This window comes from Ruminococcus sp. J1101004sp1_RTP21198st1_B9_RTP21198_201120 (assembly GCF_040924245.1).
GTDB lineage: Bacteria > Bacillota > Clostridia > Lachnospirales > Lachnospiraceae > Blautia_A > Blautia_A faecis.
Genome location: NZ_JBCOMI010000001.1, coordinates 1 through 20510, shown reverse-complemented (window position 1 = coordinate 20510; position 20510 = coordinate 1). Strand labels below are relative to the sequence as shown.

The 20510-nt window shown below is 36.7% G+C and carries 17 protein-coding genes; all 17 read right to left on the bottom strand.

Annotated features, from left to right (window positions below; genetic code table 11):
- Positions 1-89: 89 nt before the first annotated feature.
- The 17 genes from glmM to AB5618_RS00005 all read right to left on the bottom strand — a co-directional run bounded on the left by glmM (position 90) and on the right by AB5618_RS00005 (position 20243).
- Complete coding sequence (glmM, locus tag AB5618_RS00085; protein WP_368366416.1) at positions 90-1478, bottom strand: phosphoglucosamine mutase; 1389 nt, start codon at positions 1476-1478, stop codon at positions 90-92.
- Positions 1479-1559: 81 nt separating this feature from the next.
- Positions 1560-3398, bottom strand: a complete 1839-nt coding sequence (gene glmS / locus AB5618_RS00080) for a glutamine--fructose-6-phosphate transaminase (isomerizing) (RefSeq protein ID WP_226815797.1) — start codon at positions 3396-3398, stop codon at positions 1560-1562.
- A gap of 493 nt (positions 3399-3891) precedes the next feature.
- Positions 3892-4944, bottom strand: a complete 1053-nt coding sequence (locus AB5618_RS00075; RefSeq protein WP_173736428.1) for an NAD(P)-dependent oxidoreductase — start codon at positions 4942-4944, stop codon at positions 3892-3894.
- Between the two features lie 10 nt (positions 4945-4954).
- The gene (locus AB5618_RS00070) at positions 4955-5668 is read right to left on the bottom strand and encodes a 2-C-methyl-D-erythritol 4-phosphate cytidylyltransferase (protein WP_173736429.1); all 714 of its coding nucleotides are present in this window, start codon (positions 5666-5668) and stop codon (positions 4955-4957) included.
- Between the two features lie 18 nt (positions 5669-5686).
- Positions 5687-6565: a phosphorylcholine transferase LicD gene (locus AB5618_RS00065; protein WP_173736430.1), complete on the bottom strand. Its 879-nt coding sequence runs from the start codon at positions 6563-6565 to the stop codon at positions 5687-5689.
- A 134-nt stretch (positions 6566-6699) separates the two neighbouring features.
- On the bottom strand, positions 6700-7845 hold the full coding sequence (locus tag AB5618_RS00060; RefSeq protein ID WP_173736431.1) for a CDP-glycerol glycerophosphotransferase family protein: 1146 nt from the start codon (positions 7843-7845) through the stop codon (positions 6700-6702).
- Positions 7838-9280, bottom strand: a complete 1443-nt coding sequence (locus AB5618_RS00055; RefSeq protein WP_173736432.1) for a lipopolysaccharide biosynthesis protein — start codon at positions 9278-9280, stop codon at positions 7838-7840. Before AB5618_RS00055 ends, AB5618_RS00060 begins: the two co-directional genes overlap by 8 nt.
- Positions 9281-9295: 15 nt before the next feature.
- Positions 9296-9835, bottom strand: a complete 540-nt coding sequence (locus tag AB5618_RS00050) for an acyltransferase (protein ID WP_313718711.1) — start codon at positions 9833-9835, stop codon at positions 9296-9298.
- Positions 9798-10850: a glycosyltransferase family A protein gene (locus AB5618_RS00045; RefSeq protein WP_173736433.1), complete on the bottom strand. Its 1053-nt coding sequence runs from the start codon at positions 10848-10850 to the stop codon at positions 9798-9800. Before AB5618_RS00045 ends, AB5618_RS00050 begins: the two co-directional genes overlap by 38 nt.
- 9 nt (positions 10851-10859) lie before the next feature.
- Positions 10860-12062, bottom strand: a complete 1203-nt coding sequence (locus tag AB5618_RS00040; protein WP_173736434.1) for an O-antigen ligase — start codon at positions 12060-12062, stop codon at positions 10860-10862.
- Between the two features lie 19 nt (positions 12063-12081).
- The gene (locus tag AB5618_RS00035; protein WP_173736435.1) at positions 12082-12954 is read right to left on the bottom strand and encodes a glycosyltransferase family 2 protein; all 873 of its coding nucleotides are present in this window, start codon (positions 12952-12954) and stop codon (positions 12082-12084) included.
- A 7-nt stretch (positions 12955-12961) separates the two neighbouring features.
- Positions 12962-13786 (bottom strand): glycosyltransferase, encoded by an 825-nt coding sequence (locus AB5618_RS00030; protein WP_173736436.1) that lies wholly within the window; start codon positions 13784-13786, stop codon positions 12962-12964.
- A 12-nt stretch (positions 13787-13798) separates the two neighbouring features.
- Positions 13799-14761, bottom strand: coding sequence for a glycosyltransferase family 2 protein (locus AB5618_RS00025; RefSeq protein ID WP_173736437.1), 963 nt, complete (start codon positions 14759-14761; stop codon positions 13799-13801).
- A complete protein-coding gene (locus AB5618_RS00020) occupies positions 14754-15452 on the bottom strand; it encodes a sugar transferase (RefSeq protein ID WP_368366429.1) in 699 nt (232 codons plus the stop codon). Before AB5618_RS00020 ends, AB5618_RS00025 begins: the two co-directional genes overlap by 8 nt.
- A gap of 22 nt (positions 15453-15474) precedes the next feature.
- Positions 15475-16683, bottom strand: coding sequence for a DegT/DnrJ/EryC1/StrS aminotransferase family protein (locus AB5618_RS00015; RefSeq protein ID WP_173736439.1), 1209 nt, complete (start codon positions 16681-16683; stop codon positions 15475-15477).
- Positions 16684-16728: 45 nt separating this feature from the next.
- Positions 16729-18798, bottom strand: a complete 2070-nt coding sequence (locus AB5618_RS00010) for a nucleoside-diphosphate sugar epimerase/dehydratase (RefSeq protein WP_173736440.1) — start codon at positions 18796-18798, stop codon at positions 16729-16731.
- Between the two features lie 260 nt (positions 18799-19058).
- Positions 19059-20243: a transposase gene (locus tag AB5618_RS00005; RefSeq protein ID WP_173736441.1), complete on the bottom strand. Its 1185-nt coding sequence runs from the start codon at positions 20241-20243 to the stop codon at positions 19059-19061.
- Positions 20244-20510: the final 267 nt, after the last annotated feature.

Sequence of the window (20510 nt, the reverse complement as noted above, 5' to 3'; positions counted from 1 at the left end):
CTATACGAAATTATTATATTATAACTTATCTTATACACACCACCACCGCCCGGCACACGCCAGGCGGCAACATCCACGGCATCCAGCCCTTATCCGGCCACATACCCATTTTCTTTAATTACATTCACAACCATATCCACATACTTCTGGCAGATTTCTTCACTCTCCGCTTCCACCATAACACGTACAACCGGCTCTGTTCCGGACTCACGGACGAGAATTCTTCCGGTATCGCCCAGTTCCTCAGTAACCTTCTTCACAGCTGCCTGCACATCTGCGTCATCTTGCGCTGCCTTCTTGTCGGTCACTCTCACATTGGTGAGCACCTGGGGATAAACGGTGAAGCCTTCTGAAAGTTCGCTGAGCTTTTTCTTTCTAGCCATCATAACTTCCATAATCTTCAGACTGGTAAGGATTCCGTCCCCAGTGCTGGCGTATTTGCTGAAAATAATATGTCCGCTCTGCTCACCGCCGATACGGCAGCCGTTTTTCATCATGTACTCATATACATATTTGTCTCCCACGGCTGTTTTCGCGTAGTCGATTCCAAGCTCATCAAAGGCCTTGTACAGACCGAAGTTGGACATGACGGTGGTGACAACGGTGTTAGTCAGCAGCTTGCCGCGCTCTTTCATGTACTTTCCGTAGATGTAGAGAATGTGGTCGCCAGTAATCACATTGCCCTTCTCGTCCACGCAGAGACAGCGGTCTGCATCGCCGTCATAGGCAAAACCAACGTCCATTCCGTTCTCCACCACGTATTTCTGCAGTCCCCCGATATGGGTAGAACCGGCATTGTTGTTGATGTTGGTGCCATCCGGCTGGGCATTGATCACGTAGGTTTTGGCACCGAGAGCGTCAAAAACAGCCTTGGCAATGTTCCAGGAGCTTCCGTTGGCACAGTCCAGCGCCACCTTCACGCCGCGGAAGGAATAGACACCCAGAGAGATCAGATACCCTATGTAACGGTTTCTTCCGGAAACATAGTCTACTGTACAGCCGATTTTTTCCTTCTTTGCAAAAGGAATCTCCTCCCATTTTTGTCCGAAAACTTCCAGACTTCCATCCAGATAGGCTTCCACAAGGGAAATGGTCTCCTCGTCCATCTTCTCCCCGTTTCCGTTAATCAGCTTGATTCCATTGTCGAAATATGGATTATGGCTTGCGGAAATCATAATACCGCAGTCAAATTCATCCACTCTTGCCACATAAGCCACAGAAGGTGTGGTCGTGACATGGAGAAGATATGCATCCGCACCGGAAGCCACCAGTCCGCCAACCAGTGTATACTCGAACATATAGCTGGAACGGCGGGTATCCTTTCCTATTATGATACGTGCCGGAGTGTCATCACCGTTCTGACGTTTCAGTTCTCCGTAATACCAGCCGAGAAAACGGCCTACTTTATATGCATGATCTGCTGTCAGGTTTTCGTTTGCCTCTCCGCGGAAGCCATCTGTACCAAAATATTTTCCCATTTTTATAACCTCATCCTGTTGTTTTTCCCCCGAAAAACATCTGCCGTTTCTGCTCACCGCACTCATAAGACTGCTGCAAATTTACTCTACTGTAACGCTCTTTGCCAGATTTCTCGGCTTATCCACGTCAAGTCCCTTTGCCACGCTGACGTAATATCCCATAAGCTGTAACGGAATCACCGCAAGGCTTGTGGCAAAGCACTCCTCTGTCTTTGGAACATAAACGGTAAAGGAAGCAGTATCTTCAATATTATAATTTCCATAGGTCGTCAGCCCCATGAGATAAGCTCCGCGGCTTTTGCACTCTACCATATTGGAAATGGTTTTCTCATAAAGCTCAGACTGGGTGAGCACGCCGATCACAAGAGTGCCGTCCTCAATGAGACTGATGGTGCCATGCTTCAGCTCTCCTGCTGCGTAAGCTTCAGAATGGATGTAACTGATCTCTTTCATTTTCAGGCTGCCTTCCAGGCTGATGGCATAATCAAGTCCACGTCCGATGAAAAACACATCCCTGGCATTGGCCTGTTTGGCAGCAAACCACTGGATCCGTTCCTTGTCGTCCAGGATCTTCTGGATTTGCTCAGGAAGACACTGAAGCTGGGAGATAAGATCCTGATAGCGCCCCTGGGAAATACATCCGCGCACCAGCGCAAACTGAACGGCAAGACAATAGCCGGCGATCAGCTGAGTGCTGTAGGCTTTCGTTGTGGCAACTGCGATCTCCGGACCGGCAAGGGTATAAAATACATTATCTGCCTCCCGGGCAATGGAGCTTCCCACCACATTGACAATTCCAAGGGTTTTCAGCCCCTTCTTTTTCGCAAGACGGAGAGCTGCAAGGCTGTCTGCAGTCTCGCCGGACTGGCTGATCACGATCACCAGACCGTTGGGATCCAGAGGCATGCTGCGGTAACGGAACTCAGATGCCAGATCCACACGTACCGGCAGCTGCGCCAGATCCTCCAGCACATACTGACATGCCACGCCTACATGATAAGCAGAACCACATGCCACAATATATATCTGGGAAAAAGACTGAAGCTCTTCTTCAGTAAGTCCCACAGAAGACAGGTCGATAGCACCATCCTTTAATACGGAATTCAACGTATCCTGAACGGCTTTTGGCTGCTCATGGATCTCCTTCAGCATGAAATGCTCGTAGCCTGCTTTTTCAGCTGCTTCTGCATCCCATTTGATCTGCGTTGGCTTTTTCTCAATCTCATCTCCATCCAGATTATAAAAGGTAACGGTTCCATTTGCCAGACGTGCCATCTCCAGATTTCCAATGTAATAAACATTGCGGGTATATTTCAGAATCGCCGGAACATCAGAAGCCACATAGCAGTCTCCGTTCTCCACGCCGATGATCATAGGACTGTCCTTACGGGCAACGTAAATCTCTCCCGGATAATCCTGGAACATGATCGCCAGGGCATAGGAACCGCGGATACGGACCATGGCATGGTTGATGGCATCCACCGGAGTATGCTCGTATTTCTTGTAATAGTAATCAATGAGCTTCACTGCCACTTCGGTATCTGTGGAAGAATAGAACTCATAACCCTTACGAAGAAGCTTATTCTTCAGTTCCTGGTAATTCTCAATAATACCATTGTGAACACCAACCACATTTCCATCATCAGAGGTATGTGGATGGGCATTGGTCTCAGAAGGTTCCCCGTGGGTGGCCCAGCGGGTGTGACCGATTCCACAGGTACCAGCCAGGGCATGGCCATGGTCAGTTTTCTCCGCCAACGCTTTCAGGCGGCCTTTCGCCTTTACAATTTTCGTCTTATTCTCCCCGTCACGAACGGCAAGACCGGCTGAGTCATAGCCACGATATTCCAGTTTCGATAAACCATCAAGAAGGATGGGCGCGGCCTGGGAATGGCCGGTGTAGGATACGATACCACACATAGAATATTTTCTCCTCTATAACATTTTAATTGATTTCATACTCTTTCAAAACTTTCTGGCGAAAATCCGAATCATCAGGCATTCGCTTTAGGTCATCAATACGGTTGTCTCTTAGCAGGAATTTGGTAAATTTTTATTCCTGTTCTAAACCCTTTTTCATTCCGCTAACCCAACGATTCTTCCCCTTTCCTCGATACCCTAAAGTGTTTCACGAATCTTCACCTTTTCTTCCTCGGCTTCCTTTTCTATCTTCATTCCAATCATCTCCTCTATCAACTCTTTTATGATGACATCCTTTCTTCCCATGGATTTTATCACCTTCTACGATTTGTTTTTCAGAAAAGTTTATGTAGGTTTAAAACTCTTACGATATATATGATAGCATACTGTGTCCTTTTTGGGAAAAATATAAAAATTATTTAATACACTGAAAAGCTTTTAGAAAATTCATATTGCCTGTATAGGGACGACTATCAATTACGTCTAATAATTGTTATTCACATTCTTTTAATATTTTTATTGTATGTTCAACACCTTCATTCGCATTAAACATCGGAACCCATCCAAGATTTTCTAATTTTTTACTACTTAAAACTTGTTTGGCAATAGGCGTCCTATTTGCGATATCTAATACTGACGGATCAGCAAAAATCACTTTTTTATTTACTGCCTTGGCTATAATTTCTGCTAATTTAGCAATAGTAATACGCACATTTGGATTTGCAATATTGTACGGTGCTCCTGATTTTCCATTAATAAGAACCGTTATAAGTCCAGATGCACAATCTGCAATATAATTATAACTTCTTAATTGATTACCAGCACTTTTCATTATTATATCTTCATTATTTAATGCATTCCTTATAAATTGAGCATTTGCCCGACTATCGGTTTCCGTAATCCCAGGACCATAAGTATGACACGGTCTTACAACAACGGTTTCAAGTTCATACTGACTACTGTACGATGCACACAAATTTTCAACAGCTCGTTTACTTTGCGGATAACACGATCTTGGCGAAGTAATATCTATGGCTCCTAAATACTCCTCTTTAAATTCATCAAGAGATAAATCTCCATTTCCATACACTTCCCCAGATGAAACAAATAAAAATCTCTTTCCACCATGCGCCTTAGTATACTCAAGTAAATTATAGGTTCCTTCAATGTTACCTATAATTGTTCCAACAGGATCACTATTAAATGCAAGTGGATGCGCATTTCCAGCAGCATGTATTACATAATCCACTTCATAATCAAATATAATAGCTTTTAGCACATCATATTTAAAAATTTTAAGATTATTATCTTTCCAGCTTTCATATCGTTTGTGCATTTTTTCAAGATTTCTCCCTGCTACACACACAGTAATGCAAGCATTATTTGTTTGATTATATCTTAACAACATATCTGCAACAAATGAGCCTATTGTCCCAGTTGCCCCTGTAACCAAAATTGTAGTCCCTTTAAGTTGTTCAATTCCAACCGTATGCTGTATTGCGAGATCTAAGTCATTTAAATATGTAATACTATCTTGTAATGCCATTCCTTCACCTCTATTTTAACCAGTCGGATCTTTTTGCTATAAGAAGGGCCTTAAAAATATCTATATCTTCAACTGTAGTCAATTTAATATTTTTTTCAGATCCAACAGAAAAATACACCTTTTCTCCTAGCTCAATCATTAAAGTGCAAGAAGCAACAGAATTTGTTATTCCAGCGGCGAGAGCCCTTCTATGCAAGTCACAAATATCCCCTACATGGAACCCCTGCGGTGTTTGCGTTCTTTTCAAAAAATCTCTAGGGTAACTGCCTGTTGAGTTCTCTCCATTTTCAGTTTTTAACATAGCCTCAGCGCAAGGAATAACTGTAGTTGCATTTCCTTTTTCTTTTGTAATCCTTATGCAGTCTGAAATAATATCCGCAGAAATCATTGGACGAATAGCATCATGAATTAATACTATATCATCGGATTTAAAATGCCGCTCCAATTCATACACCCCATTACGAATAGAATCCTGCCCATTTTTCCCACCAGAAACTATATATTGTAATTTTGTAATATTAAACTGGTTTGCATATGCCTGCAATACCGACTGCCATCCATCAATGCAAACCACTGCTATTGAATCAATTTCTGGGTGTCGCTGAAATGCTTCTAGAGTATATACAATAACCGGTCGCTCATTCACCGTAAGAAATTGTTTAGGTATACTTTGTCCCATTCGATTGCCAGATCCTCCAGCAATTAGTAATGCAATATTTGCCATTTGCTTATCCTCCGTATATCAAAAAGTTATTTTATAAGCTACATGTAATTCTCTCTTTTCTAAAGGTGGAATCTCCATGTAATCTCCATATAAATTTTTTAAATAATGATCATAATTTGCTGGTGCTTTAAAACGGTAACCGCAAAAATCAACTTTAATAATATCTTCAAACATTTCTTTTTCAAATACTTCTCTTTCATAGCTAATTGCAGACGGAACACCATAGAAACCAGTTTCTTTACTTTTATTAGCTATTTTATCCACTAATTTAAGATAAAATTTCAAACCACCTAAATGACAAAAAAGAAAACCAATTCTTCTTCTCAATTTATAATACTTTCTCAATTCTATGTTCTCTTTTGACTTTTGTAAAATTGGTGGTGATGGATACAAATAATCCACACAAACACTTGCACCTTTATAGGAAAAGTCATAAATTTTTCCTAGGATCTTCCTCTTAAGTCTTGATACAGGCATATTTTCAATAATAAAAACATCAATAAACAGCATAGAAAAGCTCTCCACTCCTGCATTTGATATTTCAATATATTGAGTATTAACTTTAAATATCTTAGGATTTTTACAAAAATATTTGTCCGTCAAAGGTTGTACTAAAATATATTTTTTATCCAATTCAGCAACATGCTCAAGAAACTTTTCATACTGTTTTCGAGTCATCATTATATCAACATCATCATCCCATGGAATAAATCCTTTATGCCTAATGGCACCTAATAGAGTTCCTCCAGATAACATATAATCTATATTATATTTATCAAATACTTTACAAACATCGACTAACATTGTTAAAAGAGAATTCTGTAATTTTTTCAAATCACAATCACTTAAAGCATATTCTGGAAAACACGATGAATATAAACCTTTACTTGATTTCATACCATATACCACTCACTTCTTGTATTTTATTATTTTTACTCTAACGACTTTATTTCAATTATAATATTTTCACATAAAAACTTTGGAATAGCACATATTATAAAAATCAATTTAATAAAATTCTACGCTTCTTATTATTGCATTTTACAAACGTTCTCTATTATTTCAGCAACCTTTTCTGAAGCCTTACCATTCTCAAAACTTCCAATTTTAGCATAAAATGCATTAACATTTTCTATATATTGTTCATATTTAAACTCGGCAATTTTATGAAATAACTCATCTTCATTTATTGCAAATTCAAAAGGTAATTCTTCCATATTAAAAAACAATTCTCTTTCTTGCGTTATAAATTCATAATAATCATTACACAAAAGAAAAACCGGTTTGTATCCTAATGCAGCTTCAAATGCCGAACTTGAATAATCAGTAATCAAAGCATCTGTTATTAACAATAGTTCCTGCATATCTGGATAATCTGAAACATTTATAATATTTTCTCCAATTTGAATATTTTTATATAAAGATGCAATATTAGGATGAAGTCTAAAAAGCAGTTTACACTTCCTACCAGTCTTTTTCTCAAATGCTGAAATCCATTTTTCATAATTATTATTAAAAACATCAAATGAAATAGTTTGTCTAAACGTAGGTGCATACATAATAATAAATTCGTTTGACAAATTAATTTTTTTCCTTATACAGAGTTTTAATTCATCATTATCAAGAAAAAAAATATCGTTACGCGGTGATCCAACTTCTAATACTTTTCCACAGTACCAAAATGATCTTTGAAGCATTTCTGTACACCATTGAGATCCGGATAATAGTATGTCTATCATTTTAGAATCATTTAAACTTGCAAGTCTATACTCTTCAGTCAAACCAGGGGCTTCTTTTTCTATTTTCTTGAAACCAATAGCTCCATGCCAGGTCTGTATATAATATTGTTTTTTCCTTTTTGTTATATAGGGAGATTTTCTGCAATTATCAATCCAAATTTTTGCTGTACTTAAATGATATAAAGATGCAATAGAATTAATTTTCACTACGTGAATTTCTTCAGGCATTTTTTCATTTTTATCTTCAACCAACCAATATATCTTATATGTTTCTTTTCTTTTTCTTAAATTCTCAATAATATACTTAGGGTTATCTCCATACCCCTTTCCTCTAAAATTAGATACAACTATTTTTTTTCTATCAATAGGAAATATTCTAAAACATTTCATAAAAGAATAATATAACAGCTGTTTTTTTCCTAGTTTTACTTTATTCATTTGACTTTCCTTTAATTATAATTTTTTTTATATACTGAAATGCACTTATTTTAAAGATTATAGATTCCATAGCATATATGAATCCGCCACAAATAACTTGTATAAACAACAAAATTACATCACTTTTTATAACAGCCCTAAAAGGTGCTATTGCTATACACATAATTACAGTCGCAGCTAAAGACGGTAGAATATCACTAATTTGCTGCTTGTATGTATAATTTAATTCCTTTTTTAGCGGCATAGCATTTGCTATCGAACTATAAAAAGAATATAGTACCATCGTAACGGCTATGGCGATTGGGCTAATTTTTATTCCTATAATTAACAAAATTAAATATATTGGCTTTTTTATTAATTCAAGTTTCAAAACAATATCGCTTCTTCCTATTGCTTTAATTGACTGTAAACTAATATTCCCAATTAAGCCTATACCAGATGAAACAGCCAATAATTGTAAAAAAGGAATAGCTTGTTTCCACTTTTCCGTCAATAAGACATTTACCAGTGGTTTTGCAATAACCACTAACCCTCCAATCAACGGAAATATTATATATAGCATAACACTTAAGGATTTTCTTAAAGTTAATTTTACCTTTTCTAAATCATCACTCTTATTTGCCAAATCCGGAAATAGGACTGACATCATAGCAGTACTTATATTATCCATCACCAAAGACGAAAAACTTTTTCCTCTATTGTAATAAGCCAAATCACTAGTTGTATAAACTTTTCCAATAATCAAAGACCTCAATTGTTCAAAAAATGTACCAGATAAATCAGCTAAAAGGATCTTCCAACCATACTGCATTAATTTTTTCGCTGATGCAATTGAAAAAACAAGTCTAGGACGCCATTTGATAGTAAATGACAACACAATTGTATCAACAATTGTATTAGACATATACTGAATAATCAGCGCCCATGCCCCCATTCCCAAATAAGCAGCTACAATTCCTAGTACACCTGAAAGTAAAGTCCCCCATAACGTTGAAAAAAAGAACTTTCTAAACAACATGTTTCTTGACACATATGCATGCTGTACAGAATTAAATGCACTTATAGGAATGCGCAATGAAAAAACTCTTAATATACCAGAAAGCGCAGGCATTCCAAAAAAGGCAGCTATATATGGTGCTGAAAAAAATAAAATAACATAAATAATAATAGAAACAAATAAACTACAATAAAATATGGTCGAAAAATCAACATCTGTAGCATCTCTCTTTTGAATTAAGGATGTTGAAAATCCGGATGTAACAAAAACGTCTGCAAAAGCAATAAATACCAAAATTAATGATACCACACCATAATCTTCTGGTACCAATATACGCGCTAATACAATTGAAACAATAAAAGAAACAATTTGAGCTAAAAATCTTTCTCCAAATTTCCATATAAAACTAGTTGTTAATATACTTCTTTCTTTTTTCATATATACAAATCCTTGCTATTTATTTATCCATTTACTTTTTTGTTTAATAAGCATTTTCTTTTTTTCTACTTGACTTAACCCTGTTATGTCAAAAACATTATCTCTAATATTACTTTTATATTCCTCAATTTTTTTCACAACACGAGCTGGATTTCCAGCAATTATAGATCCATTAGGAACACTTTTTGTTACTACACTCCCCGCACCAACAATACAATCATCTCCAATATTCACTCCTGGAAGTATTAATGCTCTAGCACCTATAAATGTATTATTACCAATTCTAACCATTCCAAATATATCTGTACAATCTGGAATAACTTTTATAACGGAGTTATCATGAGTTAAAATTTGTACATCATTTGATATTGTTACATTATTACCAATATATATTAAATACGATTCTGATGTGGTAATATCTGAATATATTCTACAATTCTTTCCTACAATCGCTCCACATTTTCTAAAATAACTGTTTATGTATTCACAGCTTTTTTCTCCTGATAGATGTAATATTTTACACACTATTTTTTTTCTCAAATAACCTATTTTCACTTGAGGATCTCCTTCTTTTACTTAAAACTTTTAATAATCTACAATATATTCGACTTAATATCCAGCATTTCTTTTTACACAGTTCCCACAAAATTCTATTTTGAATTATAATTGTTGTAGAATTTATCATGCCATTATTAATATTAACTATTTTTGATGAAGTGTTCTTTTTATATTTCATGTCTGAATTACTGTCCCACAAGTCCCTTAACAAGCTAGACATTTTAATCGTATATTCTAAATTAGCTATTTCGAGACAATTTTCTGTATCCCATTCAACATTTTGAAGATACTGCTTTAATATCATATAAACCTTAGTAATGTCTTCCACTTGTTTTTCATTAAACCCATGCGACATACTTTGCTCTAATACTCTATAATTATAAATAACCTTATCAGAAACAATTATTTTTTTTGCTAAAGCATAAATTTGAATAGATTGTAATAAATCTTCCCCAAGTCGTATATCTTTTAGCTTTTCGTAGTCAAAGTTGTCTTTTATCAATAGTTCTCTTTTTATAACTTTCGACCATAAATGATTATACTCGTAATTTCCAATAAATTTTTCAAAAAAAAGCTGTTTATCTTTAAGTGAAGTATAAATTTCAGTTTCTAATATTTTCGATGGCTTATAGTCTTCTTCCCCATACCAGAAATTGAATCGAAAAACCACAACATCCGGATTATCTTTCAAAAGTACATTAATATTATCAAATGCATTTTTCTCATAGCAATCATCAGCATCAAGAAATAAAATATATTCTCCACACGATAACTCAATTCCCTTTCTTCTCGCTAAAATCAAGCCTTTATTTTCCCAACTAAAAACTCGTACATGTGAGTTTGTCTCCTCATAATTTTTACAAATATCCAATGTACCATCTGTTGAACCATCATTAACAATTATCAATTCGTAACTATCATAATTTTGATTTAAAACAGATTGAATACATTCAGCTAAATATTTTTCAGCATTATATGCTGATATCAAAATACTAATTTTGGGTTTGTCCATACTATCACCTTATCCAAATATATTATCCAATATATATTTTTTATTTCCCCTTTCACGCATAGAACCATTTATAAGCATGTAAATCATCGCAAGAGGAACAAATAATACATACGAATAATTTGCCTCTATCATCATGCATGCAAATAGAACCCCACAATATGATAATACCAAATAAATTTCTCTACATTTTCTCACTAACATAACTAACGGATAAATTAAAATGCCCAAAAACGGAAGTGACCCTAAAATTCCTAATTGGGCTAAATATACGATATAAGTGTTATGTATTGTATAATTCATTACGCCACCACCAATTTCATTTACCAAACTTTTAGGTGCTCTCATTCCATTCCCCCAGATAGGTGAATTTCCAAATACTCTCAATCCATACGCCCAATCTATGTATCTTTTGTGTTCACTTCCCATATAATCCGTTTTAAGCAATCTAGTAAAAGTGTCTTCAGGTAATAAATATACTATTGCAAATACCGCTACCATTATAATAAGGATTTTAGTAAAAGATATTTTCTTGTCTTTAAGAATAAGAAAAAGCATTATCGCAGCTACCGGTAAAAACGTTCCTCTAGAACCAAGCAACAATATACCAATAATATTAATACCCGTAGCTCCCATATACCAAATTTTGTTTTTCTTTTTTCCCTTTATTGCTCCATAAAAAGCTAAAAGTGTTGGTAGAAGTAAATAAAGTGAGGTAAAATTTACATCATAATATTCTTTTGAATTAAAAAATAATGCTAATCTAAATATTCCATATTGTGCATACGGTGTACGATGTTGCACTATAATTAATAAACTCATGATAACCGCAGATACAATATAAGAATCAATTAAAAATTTCATATTTCTTTGACTAAATTGCATTTCCGACATACATAATAAAAACAATAGCAAGAAGCTAACAAAAAGAATATAATAAGGTTCCGCTTGCTTGTCTAAAACATACTTAGAAATCATTAAACTTATCCATGAAAAAAGAATCAATATTTGAGATATTGTTAACTTATAATCTTTAATTACCCATGTATATAGTAAAATAAATATTCCAGAGCAAATAATAACTATTAAGCCCATCTTATAGTTATTAATGTTAAAATAGCTTTCATTGTTTCTAAACATAAAAACTAATAACAACGCAACCATATATGAAAATAACGAATATAAGCCCGTACTAATTTTAATTTTTTTTCTCATTGATCTATCCTTTTACTCATCAAAAAACTTGCGCAACTCCCACATCTTTTAGCATTTTTATCATTGTACTTATCCCCATTCTATCAACATATTCTACTGAATATCTTTCCTTAATCATTTTATTGATTATTTTTGAATAACCATTAAAATAATATTCGTGCTTCAGCATTCTCAGAAATAACATTAATTTTAAAATAGGTATGCAAAAAATAGGATAGCACATTTTTCTTACAACGTAATTATTTGCAATAATATTTACATCACGCTCATCGCCATACACTCGTGCTACATTACTAGGTAAATGATGAATTTCAACATTCTCCAAATATATCATTTTCTTTTTATACTTTCTTATTCTATATGCAACATAATATTCTTCAGAACCAAATCGTAACGTACCAGGATATAATTTACTGCTTTCAAAAAAATCACGTTTCAAAACATGCCCCGCTCCAATGTATGATAGAGCTAATAATTCATTATTTTCTTCGTATATAAAGCCTTTTAAAAACCTGTCATTTTGAGGTTCATATATCTTTAATGCTGCAGCTACTGCATCATGTTTTTCCATTTCAGAATATACTTTCGCAAAAAAATCTTTTGTTATTACCACAGCATCATCATCTAAACAAACAATATATTCTCCTGTACACATTTCAAATGCTTTATTTCTTCCATTTGAAATACCTAAATTTTCACTAGAATAATAATATTTATATTTTATATTATTTTCACCAAAAAATTTTTCTACTGCTTCTTGTGTACCATCACTTGAATTATTATCTACAATAACAAATTCCATTTCTTCAATCTTATTACACACACAAGATTCTAAAGCTCTGAGTATTTCTCGTTTTCGATTATATGTAATTATCATTACGGATATTTTCATTTAATTATCACTCCTTATTACTTCTAAGCAATTTTTCATATACAAATTCTCGAACAGAATTTGGTAAAATTGAAAAAATCAACTGAACCAACAATGTATAATAATAATCCCATTTTGAAATATACCCTGTCTGTAATATTATTTTTCTACCATTTTTATATTTTTTAAAATACTTTAATCCTCCTCTTCTTTTAAACATATCAGCACCAGTTCTTACATACACTAAATAATCATCAATATTTTTAAACGTTGCACCATGTAATATCATATTCGTCCATAATAGACTATCTTCCATAAGCAGGGCATGTTGATAATTCCCAGCCTCCAAAACTTTAGACTTTTTAAACATTACCGTAACATGATTTACAGCATCTCTTCTTTTTTGGTATTCTTTTATTTCACTATCCACCAATGGGACCTTTCTAATAGATACAACCTTTTCTTTTGAATCACAAAACTCTTTAATATATCCCCCACAAACATCTAATAATGAATCTTTGGCAAACTCTCTCAATTGTAACTCACATCTATTGGGTATAGAAATATCATCCGAATCCATTCTTGCAATTAACTCATGACTACAATTTTTAATTCCTTCTGCAAGTGCTAAGCCTAATCCAACATTTTTCTCCAAACATACAAATTTAAAAAGTCTCTGATACTTTGTTTTATATTTTGTCAAAACATCTTCCAATTCTGCAGTCAACTTTCCATCTTTCACAATTACTATCTCACTCGGTTGAACCGTTTGATGTACCATGCTTTCTAAACATTCTATCAAATACTCTGCTTTTTCCTTATAATATACAGATATCAAAACACTATATTCCATATAATTTCCCACCTATTTCATTAATAATGAATGTAAAAATACATAAGCTTTTGTCAAGCCAAGACATCTATATTTTATAGTTTTCAAAAAAAAGCGATGTCTAAAATCCCAAGTTTTAATATAAGAGTTCAAATACCATTTATTATGTTCTCTTTCAAATTTACGAACCGTATCTTTTATCACTTTCGTATTTACTTTTGCCTTTATACCAATCACCACAGCAGAATACAATACATTTTTTATGCCTATAAATTGTAAAGCCTCCTGATATTCTTTATTCCAAGATTTCTCTATTAACTGCTGACATTTAAGCAAATCCCAAAAGCTATTCGCAGAAACGCTAACAGATGCAGATCCATTTCGAACACAATATACATATAACGCGTTATCTATATGTGTAATAATTTTTGCCTTTGCCAATAGCAATGGGATAATAGCCATATCCTCCCCATTTCTTAATGATGGAATTGGTAAATCTTCAAATAAATTTCTTCTTAATAGTAAATAACATAGCGAAGTTCTAGATAACGCTATATAGTCAGATTTAGTATTATATATTTTAAAAATATTAGTGTAGCTATTATTTCTAAATGACCCATTTTGCAATCTCAGCTTGCTATTACACATTACTACATCAGCGTTTTGTTCCACCGCTTTATTATATAAGCAATATAAAAAATTCTCCTCATAATAATCATCACTATCACAAAAAGCAAGATACTCTGAATCAGACGCTTTAATTCCCACATTTCTTGCTTCTCCAGGACCAACATTCTGCTTCATTTTAATAACTTTTATTTTCAGCTTCGAGTTTTGCTTTATCTCGTATAAAATATTAAGAGAATTATCTGTTGAAAAATCATCTACAACAATTACATCAAATTCTCTAAAAGTTTGTTTTTCTAAACCTTCAAAACATTTCTTTATATATTTTTCCGCATTATAGCATGGAATTATAACACTTATTTTACTCATGACTTTTCTCTTTTCCTAGTACTGCACATAATGTTTTTATCATGACGTGAACATCAATAACAAAACAGAAATTTTTGATACTTTGCAAATTATATTTCATCTTCTCCGGTAACACTTTTTCGATATATGCCCGATCCACATCATCTGCTAAATCCAAAAGTTCTGCCTCATCTTTGTATCGAATACTAGCTTCACTAGTTATCCCTGCTGGAAGTAAAAGTGTGGCCAACATTTCATTACTATACTTTTCAACATACTTAGTTGCCTCAGGTCTTGTACCCACAAAGCTCATATCTCCACTTAGTACATCAAAAACCTGCGGCAACTCATCTAACCGATAATCTCGAATTTTTGATCCTACTTTGGTGATTCTTGAATCACCACCTACTGTTACAGCAGATCCAATCTTATCGGCATTATTGACCATAGTACGGAATTTGTGTATTCTAAATTTCTTGCCGTATCTGGTCACACGCTCCTGGCGATAAAAAACAGGCCCTTTTGAATCCATTTTTATCATCACTGCGATAACCAGCATAGGTATAGCCAGGAGAATCAACAGGATAACCCCCACTACAATATCAAAAATCCGTTTCAGAACCAGACTTCCTTTCTTTCGTGATAAAATATCATAATAAACTTTTACTTCATCACATTTCATAAATTCAGGAAGATCATCCCATTTTTTCAAAATCATTGACTGTTTCTCCTAATTATTTTCCAATATAGTTCTTTACAATCTCACAATAATTTTCAATTACATATTCCACTTCTTCGTCGGTCAATTTAGTGTGAAGTGGCAGTGTAATTTCATTTTCAAATCTCTTATAAGAGTTTGGATAATCTTTAATATCAAACCCAAGATTCTTGTATGCAGTCATCATTGGCAATGGCTTATAATGTACATTACATGCAATTCCTTTTTCCGCCATTTTTACAATAATCTCATGTCTCTGTTCCAGAGTAATTCCTGGAATTCTTGTAATATAAAGATGACCTGATGACTGATGTTCATCTGCATAGTGATTCAGGACTTCAATTCCTAATGGCTTAAATGCATCATCATATCTTTCAATAATTTCTTTTCTTCTGGCAAGTAAGCCTTTATAACGCTTCATCTGTGCAAGACCAATCCCTGCAACAACATCTGTCATATTGCATTTATACCATGGACCGACGATATCATATTCCCATGCACCAAGCTGAGTCTTAGCAAGAGCATCTTTTGACTGTCCGTGAAGGGAAAGCAATTGATATTTATGATATAATCCTTCATTATCAATTCCCTCAATATCTTTCCACGTAGCAGCTCCGCCTTCTGCAGTTGTAAAATTTTTCACTGCATGAAAACTAAAGTTACTAAAATCAGCAATACTTCCAACCTTTTTGCCATGCCACTCTGCTCCAAACGCATGAGCTGCATCAGTCATTACAATAATTCTTCCTATTGCTTTTTGAATATCGTTTGACGGATGGAACAGATGTTTCTTACTTTCAACTATAGAAAAGATTCTGTCATAATCGCATGGTACACCACCAAGATCAATAGGAATAATTACCTTAGTTTTTTCTGTAATTGCATCTGCAAGTTTCTCATAGTCCATTTCAAGAGAATCTTTTTGTGTATCGATTAATACAAGTTTTGCACCTACATGGCATACTACAGATGCACTTGCTGTATAGGTATAAGCGCAGGTAATTACTTCATCACCTTCTCCTACTCCTAAAACTCTCAGTGTCATTTCCGCACAAGCTGTCTGTGAATTCAAACATACTGCTCTGTTAACGCCACAAAAATCAGCAACTTCACGCTCTAATTCTTTTGTTTTCGGTCCGGTAGTAATCCAACCGGAACGAAGTGCTTCTGCAACCTGTTCAACCTCTGCATCTGTAATATCTGGTGGTGAAAATGGTATTTTCATTGTTCTCTGCCTCTCTTAAAATTTAATAATATATGTTCAAATGAATTAATGATTATTTTCAGTTGCTTTATTGAATAATTTCTTATATGTCTCCCCATGCAGTTTCAAATCATCCTTCGCCGCATGATAAGTCGGCACAATTTCTTCCACATAGCTTCTAATATCTGGATCATTTCCATATGCCACAACAGCCAGATTCTCAAGCTGATGTAAGAACTCATCCGTATCAAACGGAATCGGCTTCCCAATATGAATCAGATCATTATCCGTCTTCGTCAACCCTTCCTCTGCCATCAGCTTCTCTTCATAAAGCTTCTCCCCAGGTCTCAGCCCTGTGTATTCCACTTTAATATCCACATCCGGTGTCATTCCTGACATCTTGATCAGGTTTCTTGCCAGTGTATCAATCTTCACCGGAGCTCCCATATCCAGCACAAAGATTTCTCCGCCTTTTGCATAGGTTCCAGCCTGAAGCACCAGACTTACCGCTTCCGGAATGGTCATAAAGTAACGGATAATGTCCGGATGGGTAACCGTTACCGGACCGCCTTTGGCAATCTGTTTCTTAAACAGCGGAATAACAGATCCATTACTTCCCAGCACATTTCCAAAGCGCACTGCCACAAATTCAGTCCTGTATTTTCTCTCACCATTTGCCTCTGGATTTTCACAAGTCGCTGCCACCTCTGCAAGTGCTTCCTCGCTGTCCTCATAGTGGCTTCCCAGTAATGGGAGCAGATCTTCTCTTCCGGTTCTGCTGATCTTATCCATGGTCTGAATAACCATCTCGCAGAGACGCTTGCTGGCTCCCATAATGTTGGTTGGATTTACAGCTTTGTCTGTACTGATCAGTACGAAACGCTGGCAGCCATTTTTCAAAGCTGCATGAGCTGTTTTATAGGTTCCCATTACATTGTTCTTGATTGCCTCACAGGGGCTTGTCTCCATAAGAGGTACATGCTTATGGGCAGCTGCATGATAAACAATATCTGGTTTGTATGTTTCAAATACATTGTTGATCTTTCTGGTATCGCGCACGGAGCCGATCAGTACCACCAGATCCAGATGGGGATATTTGGAACGAAGCTCCTGTTCAATGTCGTAGGCATTGTTCTCATAGACATCGAAGATCACCAGTCGTTTCGGAGCGTGGGCTGCGATCTGACGGCAAAGCTCACTTCCGATGGAACCGCCGCCACCAGTTACCAGAATGGTTTTTCCACTAATGTAACGGAAAATTTCATCCATATTTACTTTGATCGGATCTCTTCCAAGAAGGTCTTCCACTGCCACATCTTTCATTTTGCTGAGGGACACTTCTCCGGTGACGAACTGATACACACCTGGAAGAATCTTCATTTCACATTTGGTTTCTTTACAGATGTTCAGGATATCTCTTCGCTCTGCTGCACTTGCGCTTGGAATTGCCAAAAGGATCTGGTCGATTTTATATTTCTTTGCGCTTGCAAGAATATCATCACGACCGCCTACAATGGGCACACTCTCCATATAGCGTCCCCATTTGTTGGGGTTATCATCAATAATACAGCAGACCTTTCCCTTTGGCTCCTTGGCACGTTCCACGTCGCGGAGAATGATCTGTCCTGCCTGGCCGGCACCGATCAGCATAATGTGATGCAGCGGACCTTCCTCTTCCTTCTGTTTCCGTGTTCTTTCCAGAAGAACAAATCGATATGAAAAACGGATTCCTGTAATCAGGCAAAATTGAATAATGGTTCCGAAGAGATAATAGGACATTGGCATTCTCTGAATGACAAATGTGATTCCAATTATCTGGAACAGGAATGTAATTACAGTAGATAAGCAAATTCTTAACAGCTCACTGTAGCTTGCGAAGCGCCATACGCTGTTATAGAGGCGCAATGCCCAAAAGACAAAAACAGAGAATACTGTATACCATGGTGCAAATTTCAGATAGGCAGACAAATATTCTCCGGGTATTGCGGAGTATGTACAATCAAAGCGGAACCACAGTCCGAGAAAGTATGCGGCGTTTACGGCGATCACATCATAAATCATCAGGTAAAGTGCGATTACCTGCCAATGCTCCAACTTTCTTTTTTTGCGTTCGGTTTTTTGTTTTTTCGTTGTCATTTCTTAATCATATGGACGGAGTTACCCCCCCCCAGTCCTTTCCTCCCATTTTTTCATAACTTTGACCACTTACCAGATAGCTTCCTGTCTGGTGCTTCGGCGACTCCCAGGATATCTTGGGGAAGTCCGGAACCCGCACCGGCGGTGGTCTGCCGAAAAGCCTGCGTCACTGGCGCAGCCTCTTTGCCCGGTTACCCGGTTTTATAGATAAGAGCGTTCGTAACGCTGCTTATTATCCTTTTTCTCTTTGTTGTCAATAATTATTTTGTTCTGCTTACGCGAAAAAAACTGTCCTGGCATTTCCTGCCAAGATTTCTGGCGTCATTTAGGAAGCGGTTTCCCTGATGACCATTTTCACAGAGGAATTCATTTCCCTTCCGGCGAACCCTGCCGCCGCAGATGGCGCATTTGTCCTTCAGTCCGTCTGTTCTGGTTTCCAGTACCAGAATTCCTTCTGCCCAGGCTTTATACTGCAGGTTGGTCCGGATCTTGCTGCTTAAGTGAAGCGGGGAAAAATTGCCGCTTTTTACCATTGCCATCCGGGTGAAGTTCTGGTCGTAATCGGGGAGGACAATGATTCCTGCCTGATTCTCTTTGCAGAAGTTCAGGATCTCACGGCTGACCTGGTGGGCGTAGTGCTCAGACAGGTTCTTCAGGTGCATGTAGTACTTCCGGTTGGGCTGAGGACTATTGTCTCCCACTGTGTTTGGTCTGGATTTCTGTATTCTGGTCGCCAGCAGCTTGCAGCGGTGACGGTACGCATCTCCGCCCCGGCAGGTGTGTACAGCCAGCTGATTTCCCTGCTCATCCAGAATGCAGCACACTGCGAAGGTGTCTGTGTTTGTAAAGCGGACACTGCACAGGTTCGTGCCTTCTGCCATTCGTTCTTTGGCAGTGCGGGCGTCGCTGTTCTCCTGTTTCACCGGGATATTCAGCAGGTAGCGCCTGCCCTCTTTTACCAGGGTGGGCGACATTAGCTGACCATCTTGGGGAAAGGGGCGTCCTTTCAGATTGCAGTCTGTCCAGATCCATTTCTCACCGTTCCACAGCTTCAGGCAGATGGATCTGTCGGTGAGGTCGGAATACATTCCTTTGAAAAAAGTAACCTTGGCTTCCAGCTTCTCAGGGAATCCGGATTGAAGCTCCTGGGTGCTTTTTACTGTGGCAGATGCTTTGTTGATGGCTGCGCGTCTCAGGTAGACAGGTACTTTCCCCATTGGTAAGGGGTTGGTGGGCTGTCTGCCGTCCCGACCGGCCAGGGTCAGGAGCTCCAGACTGCGCTGGATATCGAAGAGGCTGCTGTTCCACAGTTCTTCATGCTGTCTCAGAAGGTGGTAGTAAAATTCCACCACATTCTGAAAATATTCTTCTGTCCTGTCCAGCCATATAGGCTCCGGACAAACCAGGCGCATGCGCCAGGTTCGGATGCTGTATCCTGTTTTCATAAATTTTGTCTGTGATTTCTGCTAGTTTCTTTCGTAATATTCCAGTAATGCGACGGTCATCCAAGCAGACTTTCTGCTTTCTTTCCCATCGTCGTTTTACATTCTATCGCGAATAAAAGGGAAAGTCAACCAATTATAGTGACTATATGCTTTTTTATGAACCATTTATGATAATGTCCTAATATACCACAAAGGAAAATGTCCCAATGTAGTATAATGCTTCCATCAACAGATGGAGGTAACGATTATCAGAAAGGTAGAATTATC